This window comes from Kitasatospora sp. NPDC051170, from assembly GCF_044455705.1.
Taxonomy (GTDB): domain Bacteria; phylum Actinomycetota; class Actinomycetes; order Streptomycetales; family Streptomycetaceae; genus Kitasatospora.
The window spans coordinates 61,782-73,025 of record NZ_JBITFA010000027.1; the positions used below are offsets into that span (position 1 = coordinate 61,782).

12 protein-coding genes are annotated in these 11,244 nt (G+C 72.7%); 9 read left to right on the forward strand and 3 right to left on the reverse strand.

Translation table 11 applies throughout. From position 1 onward, the window contains the following. The first annotated feature begins 151 nt into the window (after window positions 1-151). Both ACIBCA_RS35855 and ACIBCA_RS35860 read left to right on the forward strand, forming a co-directional pair. The gene (locus ACIBCA_RS35855; RefSeq protein WP_396287366.1) at window positions 152-1,285 is read left to right on the forward strand and encodes a GAF domain-containing sensor histidine kinase; all 1,134 of its coding nucleotides are present in this window, start codon (window positions 152-154) and stop codon (window positions 1,283-1,285) included. Further along, complete coding sequence (locus tag ACIBCA_RS35860) at window positions 1,278-1,937, forward strand: response regulator (RefSeq protein WP_396287353.1); 660 nt, start codon at window positions 1,278-1,280, stop codon at window positions 1,935-1,937. The genes ACIBCA_RS35855 and ACIBCA_RS35860 overlap by 8 nt, the downstream gene beginning before the upstream one ends. Here the strand turns inward: ACIBCA_RS35860 and ACIBCA_RS35865 are convergent. Further along, window positions 1,934-2,737 (reverse strand): hypothetical protein, encoded by an 804-nt coding sequence (locus ACIBCA_RS35865; protein WP_396287355.1) that lies wholly within the window; start codon window positions 2,735-2,737, stop codon window positions 1,934-1,936. The genes ACIBCA_RS35860 and ACIBCA_RS35865 overlap by 4 nt on opposite strands. A 148-nt stretch (window positions 2,738-2,885) precedes the next feature. Here ACIBCA_RS35865 and ACIBCA_RS35870 point away from each other — a divergent pair, with 148 nt between their 5' ends. The 6 genes from ACIBCA_RS35870 to ACIBCA_RS35895 all read left to right on the forward strand — a co-directional run bounded on the left by ACIBCA_RS35870 (window position 2,886) and on the right by ACIBCA_RS35895 (window position 8,632). Next, a complete protein-coding gene (locus ACIBCA_RS35870; protein ID WP_396287356.1) occupies window positions 2,886-3,677 on the forward strand; it encodes an ABC transporter ATP-binding protein in 792 nt (263 codons plus the stop codon). Window positions 3,678-3,794: 117 nt separating this feature from the next. Then, the gene (locus tag ACIBCA_RS35875; protein WP_396287357.1) at window positions 3,795-4,217 is read left to right on the forward strand and encodes an NfeD family protein; all 423 of its coding nucleotides are present in this window, start codon (window positions 3,795-3,797) and stop codon (window positions 4,215-4,217) included. A 10-nt stretch (window positions 4,218-4,227) separates the two neighbouring features. Next, window positions 4,228-5,292 carry an SPFH domain-containing protein gene (locus tag ACIBCA_RS35880; protein ID WP_396287358.1) on the forward strand — a complete coding sequence of 355 codons (1,065 nt, stop codon included), beginning with the start codon at window positions 4,228-4,230 and terminating at the stop codon, window positions 5,290-5,292. 222 nt (window positions 5,293-5,514) lie between these two features. Next, window positions 5,515-6,273: a sulfite exporter TauE/SafE family protein gene (locus ACIBCA_RS35885; RefSeq protein ID WP_396287359.1), complete on the forward strand. Its 759-nt coding sequence runs from the start codon at window positions 5,515-5,517 to the stop codon at window positions 6,271-6,273. Between the two features lie 53 nt (window positions 6,274-6,326). Next, window positions 6,327-6,635 (forward strand): 4a-hydroxytetrahydrobiopterin dehydratase, encoded by a 309-nt coding sequence (locus ACIBCA_RS35890; protein WP_396287360.1) that lies wholly within the window; start codon window positions 6,327-6,329, stop codon window positions 6,633-6,635. Between the two features lie 125 nt (window positions 6,636-6,760). Then, window positions 6,761-8,632 carry a PQQ-binding-like beta-propeller repeat protein gene (locus ACIBCA_RS35895; protein WP_396287361.1) on the forward strand — a complete coding sequence of 624 codons (1,872 nt, stop codon included), beginning with the start codon at window positions 6,761-6,763 and terminating at the stop codon, window positions 8,630-8,632. A gap of 16 nt (window positions 8,633-8,648) precedes the next feature. Here ACIBCA_RS35895 and ACIBCA_RS35900 read toward each other — a convergent pair whose 3' ends face one another. Then, window positions 8,649-9,185 (reverse strand): HNH endonuclease, encoded by a 537-nt coding sequence (locus tag ACIBCA_RS35900; protein WP_396287362.1) that lies wholly within the window; start codon window positions 9,183-9,185, stop codon window positions 8,649-8,651. Between the two features lie 328 nt (window positions 9,186-9,513). On the opposite strand from ACIBCA_RS35900, the gene tyrS reads away from it, so the two are divergent. Then, on the forward strand, window positions 9,514-10,782 hold the full coding sequence (tyrS, locus tag ACIBCA_RS35905) for a tyrosine--tRNA ligase (RefSeq protein ID WP_396287367.1): 1,269 nt from the start codon (window positions 9,514-9,516) through the stop codon (window positions 10,780-10,782). 164 nt (window positions 10,783-10,946) lie between these two features. Here tyrS and ACIBCA_RS35910 read toward each other — a convergent pair. Further along, window positions 10,947-11,244: hypothetical protein (locus ACIBCA_RS35910; RefSeq protein ID WP_396287363.1), on the reverse strand; the 298-nt coding region annotated here is incomplete at its 5' end.

Here is an 11,244-nt window from a genome sequence, read left to right on the forward strand (position 1 = left end):
ACGGACGCGGGCCGCCGGAGCACGGCGGTAGTTTGGCCGTATGCCCAGCACCACCGACGGAGACCGCCCCGGCCACCGCCCCGACCCCGGCCACCCGCCCGGCTGCGACCCCCTCGCCGGGATCGAGGCCGTCAGCCGGGCCCTGCTCGCGATGAGCCGCCACCTGGAGGTCCGCGAGGTGCTGCGCCGCATCACCGCCTCCGCCCGCGAACTGCTCGGCGCCGAGTACGCGGCCCTCGGCGTGCCCGACGACCACGGCGGCTTCGCCCAGTTCGTCGTCGACGGCGTCACCGACGAGCAGTGGCGCGCCATCGGCCCGCTGCCGCGCCAGCACGGCGTGCTTGCCAAGATGCTCCACGAGACCGGCCCCACCCGCCTCGCCGACGTCCGCAAGGCCCCCGCCTTCGGCGGCTGGCCGCAGGCCCACCCCGAGATGGACGCCTTCCTGGGCATGCCCATCGTCGACTCCGAGGGCACCGACACCTCCGACACCTCCGAGGCTTCCGACGCCTCCGAGGACGGACCCCGCGTCACCGGCGTCATCTTCCTGGCCAACAAGCGCGGCGGCGGCCTGTTCACCGACCACGACGAGGAACTGCTGCGCATCCTCGCCGCCCACGCCGCCCTCGCCCTCACCAACGCCCGCCTCTACGAGCGCAGCCGCGAACTCACCCTCGCCGGCGAACGCGCCCGCATCGCCCACGACCTGCACGACGCCGTCTCGCAGAAGCTCTTCTCGCTGCGCCTGACCGCCAAGGCCGCCGCCAAACTCGTCGACCGCGACCCGGCCCGCGCCCGCGCCGAACTCGCCGAGGTCGCCCGCCTCGCCGCCGAGGCCGCCGACGAACTGCGCGCCGTCGTCGTCGAACTGCGCCCCGCCGCCCTGGAGGAGGACGGGCTCAGCGCCACCCTCGCCTCCCAGGTGCAACTGCTCGACCGCGCCCACGCCGCCGACGTCGCCTACGCCGCCGACGGTGTGCGCGCCCTGCCGCCCGCCCAGGAGGCCGCGCTGCTGCGCGTCGCCCAGGAGGCCCTGCACAACGCGCTGCGCCACTCCGACGCCCGCCGCGTCACCGTCACCCTGGCCGGCACGCCCGGCCGCGGCGCCGTCCTGCGGGTGCGCGACGACGGGCGCGGCTTCGACCCCGAGTCCGTGCGCCGGGCCGGCCGCCACCTCGGCCTCGCCTCGATGCGCGACCGCGCGTCCGCCGTCGGCGGCACGCTCACCCTGGAATCCGCCCCCGGCCGGGGGACGCTCGTCGAGATGGAGGTCCCCGGTGCCTGAGAGCACGCCGTCGATCCGCGTCCTGCTGGTCGACGACCACCAGGTGGTCCGCAGGGGCCTGCGCACCTTCCTGGAGGTCCAGGACGACATCGAGGTGGTCGGCGAGGCCGCGGACGGCGCCGAGGGCGTCGACCGCGCCCGCGAACTCGACCCCGACGTCGTCCTGATGGACCTCAAGATGCCCGGCGTCGACGGCATCGAGGCCCTGCGCACCCTCAAGGGCGAGGGCAGCCGGGCCCGCATCCTGATCGTCACCAGCTTCACCGAGCACCGCACGATGGTCCCCGCCCTGAGGGCCGGCGCCGCCGGGTACGTCTACAAGGACGTCGACCCCGAGGCCCTGGCCGGCGCCATCCGCTCCGTCCACGCCGGCCACGTCCTGCTCCAGCCCGAACTGGCCGAGGCGCTGCTCTCCGACGACGGCCCCCGCGCCCCGCAGGGCCGCGGCGGCACCCTCACCGAGCGCGAACGCGAGGTGCTCGGCCACATCGCCGACGGCCGCTCCAACCGGGAGATCGCCCGCAGCCTGCACCTGTCGGAGAAGACGGTGAAGACCCACGTCTCCAACATCCTGATGAAGCTGGACCTCGCCGACCGCACCCAGGCCGCCCTCTGGGCCGTTCGGCACGGCGAGGCCCGCGAGGAGGTCTAACGCGCCTCGCGCTCGTCCACCAGGGCGTTGTACGCGGCCACCTGCGCCCGGCGCGCGGTGCGCCGCAGCGGGGCCAGCGCCGACTGCCGGGCCGCCATCTCGGAGGCGCTCACCGCCGCGCCGTGCTCGCCCGAGGCGATCGACAGCAGCGCGGCGACCTGCCGCGCCGACTCCAGCACCCGCACGGCGCGCGGCGGGTAGCCCGGCGCCAGCAGCTCGGCGTGCCCGCGGCGGCGGTACGTCTCCAGCGCCCGCAGCGCCCCCGACCCGGCGTTCGCCACGTCGAGGCGGGTCAGCAGCAGCGTCGTCTCGCGCAGCCCGTCCGCCAGCTCCCGCTCGGCCTCGTGCAGCGAGGGCACGTCCGCCGGCGGGGTGTCGCCGACCTCGGCGCAGCGCCACAGCACCGTCGCCGAGCGGTCCCCCTCCGGGCCGAACACCGTGATCTCCGGCACCAGGCCCAGCGGCACGCCCACCGCGAGCACCGCCTCGCCCGCGCCCATCGCCCGCTCGTTGAACGCCGCCGGTCCGGTCAGCCCCAGCGGGTGCCCGGCGGAGGGCAGCGCCAGACGCAGGCCCTTCACCCCCAGCACCCGCAGGCGGCCCAGCGCCCAGGTGAGCGCGTGCAGTTCACCGGGCGCGTCCCCGGGAAGGCCCGTGACCCGGTGGTTCTCGTCGGCGCCCAGGACGGCCGCGGCGGCGTCGTCCGGCGCCACCAGCCCGGCCAGCAGGGCGTTGCCCCAGGCGGTCAGCCGCCCCGAACGGGGCTCTTCGTACGGATTGTCGGCAGGTGTCGCGAGCATCCGGCCAGCCTACGGAATCGCCGGTCATCCGCGTGGCGTAGGTTTGCCCATGCGCGTGCGGCGCACCCACCCCGTGCCCACCGGCTGCCGGGGCGGGAGGGCCGACCGCATCGACGGCCGAGAATTCTGTTTTGGGGAAGGCGTGGGCATGAGCGACGTGCTGGAGCTGGTGGACGTATCCGTGGTCCGGGAGGGGCGCGCGCTGGTCGACCAGGTCTCGTGGTCCATCTCCGAGGGTGAGCGCTGGGTCATCCTGGGCCCGAACGGCGCCGGCAAGACCACCCTGCTGCAGATCGCCTCCTCGTACCTGTTCCCGACCTCGGGCAAGGTGTCGGTGCTGGGCGAGAAGCTCGGCGAGATCGACGTCTTCGAGCTGCGCTCGCGCATCGGCCTGGCCGGCGCCTCGATGTTCGACAAGCTGCCCGCCGAGCAGACCGTCCTGCAGACCGTGCTCACCGCCGCCTACGGCATGACCGTCAGCTGGCAGGAGACCTACGAGCAGTCCGACGAGGGCCGCGCCCTCGCCCTGCTCGACCGGATGGGCATGGCCGGACTGACCGACCGCAAGTTCGGCACCCTCTCCGAGGGCGAGCGCAAGCGCACCCTGATCGCCCGCGCCCTGATGACCGACCCCGAGCTGCTGCTGCTCGACGAGCCCGCCGCGGGCCTCGACCTCGGCGGCCGCGAGGACCTGGTGCGCCGCCTCGGTGCCCTCGCCCAGGACGAGTTCGCCCCGGCCATGGCGATGGTCACCCACCACGTCGAGGAGATCGCCCCCGGTTTCACCCACGTCCTGATGATCCGCCAGGGCAAGGTGCTCACCGCGGGCCCGATCGACACCGAGCTGACCGCCCGCAACCTCTCCAAGTGCTTCGGCCTGCCCCTGACCCTGGAGCGCCACGGCGACCGCTGGTCGGCCCAGGGCCTGCCGCTCGGCTAGTCCGTACCGGCCTGGTCGCCGTCCTGGTGGGAACCGGTCGCACGCGCGGCCGGTTTCCGCCCCTCGACCTGCGGGAACTGTCCGCCTCGGAAGCCCTTCGATCCCTAGGATGGTCGAGTGGACAGCTGGATCGTTTGGCTCTTGATCGCCGGGGTGCTCGGCATACCGCTGGTGCTCACCGCGGTGCCCGAATTCCTGCTGTTCGCGATCGGTGCGCTGGCCGCCTCCGGGGTGGCCGCACTCGGCGGGGGAGTGGTCCTGCAGACCGCCTCCTTCCTGGTGGTCTCGGTCGCGATGGTGGCCTTCGTCCGCCCGATCGCCTACCGGCAGTTGCAGAAGGGCCCGCACGTCAAGATGGGCATCGAGGCGCTCCAGGGCGCCACCGCGGTCGTCGCGGAAACCGTCGACGGGGAGGGCGGCCGGATCAAACTCAACGGCGAGATCTGGTCGGCCCGCGCGCTCCACCCGGACCAGGTCTACGAGCCCGGGCAGCAGGTCGACGTCGTCGAAATCCAGGGCGCCACCGCCCTGGTCGTCTAGGGGAGAGTCCGTGGAACCCGTCCTTATCGTCCTGGTCGTCCTGGTCGTGGTGGCCTTCATCGCGCTGATCAACACGATCCAGGTCATCCCTCAGGCCAGCGCCGCGATCGTGGAGCGCTTCGGCCGCTACACCCGGACGCTCAACGCGGGCCTGAACATCGTCGTGCCGTTCATCGACCGCGTCCGCAACCGCATCGACCTGCGCGAGCAGGTCGTGCCGTTCCCGCCGCAGCCGGTGATCACCCAGGACAACCTGGTCGTCAACATCGACACCGTCATCTACTACCAGGTGACCGACCCCCGCGCGGCCACGTACGAGGTCGCCAGCTACATCCAGGCGATCGAGCAGCTCACCGTCACCACGCTGCGCAACATCATCGGCTCGATGGACCTCGAGTCCACCCTGACCTCCCGCGAGGTCATCAACGCGGGCCTGCGCGGCGTCCTGGACGAGGCCACCGGCAAGTGGGGCATCCGCGTCAACCGCGTCGAGCTCAAGGCCATCGAGCCGCCGACCTCCATCCAGGACTCGATGGAGAAGCAGATGCGCGCCGACCGTGACAAGCGCGCCGCGATCCTCACCGCCGAGGGCCAGCGCCAGGCGCAGATCCTCAAGGCCGAGGGTGAGAAGCAGGCCGAGGTGCTCAAGGCCGAGGGTGAGGCCCAGGCCGCGGTGCTGCGCGCCGACGGTGAGGCGGCCGCGATCCGTACGGTCTTCGAGGCCATCCACGACGGCGACGCCGACCAGAAGCTGCTCGCCTACCAGTACCTCCAGACCCTGCCCGAGCTGGCCAAGGGCGACTCCAACAAGCTGTGGATCATCCCCAGCGAGGTCGGCGACGCGCTCAAGGGCCTCGGCGGCGCCTTCAGCGGCCTGACGGGCAACGGCGGCGGCGCCAACGGTGGTGTGTACGGCGGCGGGGCCGTCGCCGCGCCGAGCGTGCCGGCCGCGCCCCCGGCCACCCAGGTGCCGATCGACCCGGCGGCCGGGCCGCGGCCGGTGGACGTCGAGAAGGGCGCCGCCCGCCCCCGGGTGGACCCGACCCGGGAGTACCCGAAGATCGACCCGCAGTGAGTGTTCGCTGAAGCCCGTCGAGGGCCCGCCGCCGTGTGTACGGCGGCGGGCTCTCGCGCTTTCCGCGCCTGCTTTCCGCTCGCGCCGTCCGTTCGTGCCGCCCGTTCGTGCCGTCGGTGTGGCGTACGTCCCGAATGGCGGCCGGCTCTGGTCCGGCCGCGGGCCCGTCCGGCATGATCACCCCCGGGCAGGAACGGACAGGGGCAAGAGGAGGGGTGACCCATGACGCTCTGGGAGGCCGTCGCCGTCCTGGTGGCCGGTGTCGGCGCCGGGATGATCAACGTGATCGTCGGCTCCGGCACGCTGATCACCTTCCCGGTGCTGCTCGCCGTCGGCATCCCGCCGGTCACCGCCAACGTCTCCAACTCCTTCGGCCTGGTGCCCGGTTCGGCCAGCGGCGTGATCGGCTACCGCCGCGAACTGGTCGGCCAGGGGCGCCGGCTGCTGCGCCTGGGCATCGCCACGATGCTCGGCGGACTGATCGGCGCGGTGCTGCTGACCAAGCTCCCCAAGGGTGCCTTCGACGCGATCGTCCCGGCGCTGATCCTGCTCGCGCTGGTGCTGGTGGTGATCCAGCCGAGGGTCGCGAAGTTCGTCGCCGCCCGCCGCCGGTCCGACGGGGACCCGGACGGCGGCTGGGTGCTGATCGCCGGGATCTTCCTGACCGGTATCTACGGCGGCTACTTCGGCGCCGCGCAGGGCGTGCTGATGCTCGCGCTGATGGGGATGCTGCTCCAGGAGGACCTCCAGCGGATCAACGCGGTGAAGAACGCGCTGGCGATGATCGTCAACGGCGTCGCGGCCCTGTTCTTCCTGTTCACCGCGACGGTGAACTGGACGGCGGCCGGGCTGATCGCGGTCGGCTCGCTGGCCGGCGGGCTGCTCGGCGCGAAGGTCGGCCGCAGGCTGTCGCCGCTGGTGCTGCGCGGGGTGATCGTGGTGGTCGGCCTGGTGGCCGTCACCAAGCTGCTGCTGAGCTGAACCCGGGCGATGATGGCCACGCCACGTCCGACCACGGCAACGGGAGCGAATCGATGGGCACCAGGGACCGGCTGAGCGAGGACGAGATCACGGCGGCGCTGACGGCCCTGCCGCAGTGGACGCGCGAGGGCGGGAGCATCGCCCGCAGCGCCGACGCCCCCGACTTCCCGGCGGCGATCCGGGTCGTCGTCGCCGTCGCCGAACAGGCCGAGGCGCTCGACCACCACCCCGACATCGACATCCGCTGGCGCACCCTGCGCTTCGTCCTGTCCACCCACAGCGCCGGCGGCCTCACCTCCCTGGACTTCGCCATGGCCGCGCGCATCGACGATGCCCTGGGCGCCGAGTCCGCGACCTCCTGAGGCCGGCCGGCCCCACCCGCCGACCGATCTGAAGGCCGGAGGGTCCGTTTTCGGCCGGGCGTGAGATGCTGACTGCCGCAATCGGCAGGATCGGCAGGACGCCTCGGCGCGGAGGGACGGAACGGATGGCGCAGGAGCCCTTCGGAGACGCCCACGCCGGGCAGCAGCAGCCCTGGTACCCGCAGGAACAGCCGCAGCAGGACTGGGCCGCCTACCAGCAGCACGAGCAGCACCAGCAGCAGCCGGGCTGGGACGCGTACGGGCAGGCCGTGCCCCCGTACGGGCAGGGCGGGTACGAGGAGCAGCAGGGCGGCGGGTACGGCCCGACGGGGTACGCCGAGGGCGGGTACGTCCAGGAGCCGTACCAGGGGTACCCGGCGTACCAGGACCACGGGCAGCAGCAGGTGTACCCGGCGTACGAGTCGCCGGAGGACGGGATCTACGTCCCGGAGGGGGCCGCGTACTCGACGGACGGGTACGTGCAGCTCGCCGAGGAGCCGGCCGAGGCCGCCGTCGAGGAGGCCGCCGAGGAAACCGCCGCGGTGGAGGAGCCCGTCGTCGCGTCCTCCCGGGCCGCCGCCCGGCGCGGGGCCAAGGGGGCGAAGGGGGCCGCGGGGGCTCCGGGGGCTTCAGGAGGCTCGCTCGCGGACCGGGCCAAGGCGGCCCGCGACAAGGTGCTGGCCGGGGACCACGTGCCCAGCCGCCGCGCGCTGCTGGTGCGCGCGGGCGCCGGCGCCGGCGCGCTCGCGGTGCTGGTCGCGGCCGGGCTGATGGTCGGCATCGAGGGTGACGGCGGCAGCGCCGCGGCCGACAGCGGCGGCGAGCCGGGCTTCTCGGTGGCGCACTCCCGGGTCTGGGCCGCGCAGCCCGCGGCTGCCGTCCAGCCGGGCGCCGACGACACCCTGGTCGGCAGCTGGCTGCTGCCCGACGCGGTGGTGCGGGCCGACGCCTCCGGCGTGCACGCCTACGACCGTACGGCCGGAAAGCCCACCTGGTCGGTGGAGCCGCCGGCCGCCGGGGCCGTCCCCTGCGGGCTGTCGGCGGGCGTGAACCAGGCCGGTCTCGGCGCGGCGCTCTTCCGGCCGCAGGCCGACCCGAAGAGCCCGTGCACGCTGGTCGCGGCCGTGGACACCAAGACCGGCAAGACCGTCTGGACGAAGGCCGTCTCGGACGCCAAGGGCGCGTACGGCGCGCGGGTCGGCGTCACCGAGGACAAGGTGATCGCGGTCGGCGACGACCGGGCGATCGCCTGGGAGTCGGCGGACGGCAAGGACGTCTGGCAGTACACCGGGCAGGGCAAGTTCTGCACGCTCTCCGGCGGCGTCACCGGGAAGACCGTGATGGTCGCCTCCTCCTGCGCCGACTCGACCCCCGCCGACCAGGCCGTCGCCCTCAACACGGCCGATGGCAAGGTGAGTTGGTGGCGGGGCCTGAACAACCAGCCGAAGACCGTCACCGTGCTCTCGGCCGAGCCCGCCGTCGTCCTCACCACCGGCGCCAAGCCCGAGGACGACCGGGTGTTCGCCTGGGGGGCGAACGGGGACCCGGCCGCCGAGATCCCGGTGACGGCGGACGGAGGCCGACTGGCTGTCGCCCACGGCACCTTCTCGGCCACGCCCGAGGTGTTCTTCCAGGACCGCACCCTCGTCGCCGCCCTCGCTCCGACCGGCGGCGGACCGGTGTCCGTGGCCGGGTACGACCTGGACACCGGCAAGCAGCGCTGGAAGGCGGCGACCGGCGCCAAGGGAGCCGGCCGGGTGGTCGGCCTGGACGGCGGCGCGGTGCTGCTCGCCGTGGACGAGCGCCGCGACCAGCCCGCCCACCTCAGCAGGTTCCCGATGGCCGGCGGCCAGGAGTCGACCGGCGGGAACTTCCCGGCCGGGACCGGCTCGCTGCTGGTCTCCGGACGGGTGCTGATCGGCGGTGGGCAGGTGGTCGTGGTGCCCGAGCACTCGGGCAACTTCGGTACGGCGGCGGGCTACCAGGCCAAGGGCTGAGCCCGGTTCCGTTCCGTCAGGCGGCCGGGACGCTCTCCGGGCGGCCCGGTACGGCCGGCAGCCAGTCGGCGAGCTCCCTGGCCTCCGAGCCGCGCAGGCCCAGCGCCAGCATCAGCGTCGCCTGCGGCGTCGGCACGAACGGCCGGCGCAGCAGCCGCATCCCGGCCTGCTCGGGCGTACGGTCGGCCTTGCGCTGGTTGTCCTCCGCGCAGGCGGCCACCGTGTTCATCCAACTGTCCTCGCCACCGCGGGACTTCGGGTGCAGGTGGTCCACCGTGGTGGCCCGCCGCCCGCAGTACGCGCACAGGTGCTGGTCCCGGGCCAGGACACCCCGCCTCGACCACGGGGCCTGTTGTCGGAACGGCACCCTCACGTACCTCTGCAGTCTGATCACCCGAGGAACCGGGACACTGACGCCCGTACCCCGGATCGAGCGCAACGGATGCGCCTGCTCCACCACTGCCTTGTCCTGGAGCACCAGGACGACGGCACGCTGGAGCGACACCGTCGTCAGGGGCTCGTAGCTCGCGTTCAGAACCAGCGTGTTGCGCACTCGGCACACCCTTCCCACGGGCGTGCCAGGGTGGCACGACCGTCTCCACACACGTCACTGCCGCCGCGCGGCGGCGAAACCACTCTGACCGGGCACGCAGCCGACGAACAACGGAATTTCCGGTATCGGGCAGGAGCTCGCAGGGGCGCTCGGGTCGCGGAGAGGGCGCGCACGGTCGCGCACGCCCGTCCCTGGAAGGGCGCCCTCGGGGAAAACTCGCTGGCCGGAACCGCGTAGGCTCTATCAGGCTGGAGTCGAACCGACCCGGGGCCCGCGGACGAATCGGGCCGGAAACGGGCGGACGCCCGATCGAAGGAGAAGCGTGACCGTGACGGACATCGTCGACGAGCTGCGGTGGCGTGGGCTGATCGCCCTGTCCACCGACGAGGACGCACTGCGCAAGGCGTTCGCGGATGGCCCGGTCACGTTCTATTGCGGCTTCGACCCGACGGCCCCCAGCCTGCACCTCGGCAACCTGGTGCAGATCCTCACCATGCGCCGCATCCAGCAGGCGGGGAACCTCCCGCTCGGCCTGGTCGGCGGCGCCACCGGCCTGATCGGGGACCCGAAGCCCACCGCCGAGCGCGTGCTCAACGACCCCGAGACCGTGGCCGGCTGGGTCGAGCGCCTGCGCGGCCAGATCTCGCGCTTCCTCGACTTCGAGGGCCCGTACGCGGCGCGCATGGTCAACAACCTGGACTGGACCTCCGGGATGTCGGCCATCGGCCTGCTGCGCGACGTGGGCAAGTACTTCCGCGTGAACAACATGATCGCCAAGGAGGCCGTCGCCCGACGGCTCAACTCCGACGCGGGCATCAGCTACACCGAGTTCAGCTACCAGATCCTCCAGGGCATGGACTACCTGGAGCTGAACCGCCGCTACGGCTGCACCCTGCAGACCGGCGGCAGCGACCAGTGGGGCAACCTCACCGCCGGCACGGACCTGATCCGCAAGGCCGACGGCAAGGGCGTCCACGCGCTGGCCACGCCGCTGATCGTCAAGGCCGACGGCACCAAGTTCGGCAAGACCGAGTCCGGCACCGTCTGGCTCGACCCCGAGCTGACCACCCCGTACGCCTTCTACCAGTTCTGGCTGAACGCGGACGACCGTGACGTCTCCAACTTCCTGCGGATCTTCAGCTTCCGCTCGAAGGAGGAGATCGAGGAGCTGGAGCGCGAGACCGCCGAGCGCCCCGCCGCCCGCCTCGCACAGCGCGCCCTCGCGGAGGAGCTCACCACCCTCGTGCACGGCGCCGAGCAGTACGAGCGCGCGGTCGCCGCGTCCAAGGCGCTGTTCGGCCAGGGAGAGCTCTCCGACCTGGAAGCCCCCACCCTGGCCGCCGCCCTGGCCGAGGTGCCCAAGGCCGAGGTGACCGAACTCCAGTCCGTGGTCGACCTGCTGGTCGCCGTCGGCCTGGCGCCGAGCCGCTCGGCCGCCCGCCGCACGATCAAGGAAGGCGGTGCCTACCTCAACAACGTCAAGGTGACGGACGAGGAGGCGGTGCCGACCGAGGCCGACCTGCTGCACGGCCGCTGGCTCGTGCTGCGCCGCGGCAAGCGCAACCTGGCGGCGGCGGAGCTGACGCAGGCCGGCTGAGTAGCCGGCGGATCGGCCGGCCGAGTGGCTGGCTGAAAGTGCATGTCCCCTGAGCTGCGGTTCTGGGGGTCGAGGGCCGGATCTGGACAGATCCGGCCCTCGGCGTTTGACGATGTCCTCCAGGTGGCCTAGTGTTGAACGAGTCGCTGGAGCGGTCACCACACTCAGCGCGAATCACTCTCACTACTCGACAGCCCATGCAGATGGGTCTCGTTGGCGTTCCCGTCAACCGGGGTGAGCGTGAATTTCGGGAAAATCCCGGAATGCGCTAACGTGGTGAACGTCGCGAAAAGCGGCCCCGGCCAGTTCGGGAAATCGGATGAATGAAACTCCGGAAAACGGAGCGGAAAACATCTGATAAGCTGGTAACACGAAAGAACGAAGCGCCCGGAGGGCCCGCTGGAAGGCGGCTCGAAGGAAGCGTCCGTTCCTTGAGAACTCAACAGCGTGCCAAAAGTCAAC

Excerpts from the sequence above, each read along its gene's own strand:
- ACIBCA_RS35855 (WP_396287366.1), top strand. The coding sequence starts at position 152 with ATGAGCCGCCACCTGGAGGTCCGCGAGGTGCTGCGCCGCATCACCGCC.
- ACIBCA_RS35865 (WP_396287355.1), bottom strand. The coding sequence starts at position 2,737 with ATGCTCGCGACACCTGCCGACAATCCGTACGAAGAGCCCCGTTCGGGG.
- ACIBCA_RS35870 (WP_396287356.1), top strand. The coding sequence starts at position 2,886 with ATGAGCGACGTGCTGGAGCTGGTGGACGTATCCGTGGTCCGGGAGGGG.
- ACIBCA_RS35885 (WP_396287359.1), top strand. The coding sequence starts at position 5,515 with ATGACGCTCTGGGAGGCCGTCGCCGTCCTGGTGGCCGGTGTCGGCGCC.
- ACIBCA_RS35890 (WP_396287360.1), top strand. The coding sequence starts at position 6,327 with ATGGGCACCAGGGACCGGCTGAGCGAGGACGAGATCACGGCGGCGCTG.
- ACIBCA_RS35895 (WP_396287361.1), top strand. The coding sequence starts at position 6,761 with ATGGCGCAGGAGCCCTTCGGAGACGCCCACGCCGGGCAGCAGCAGCCC.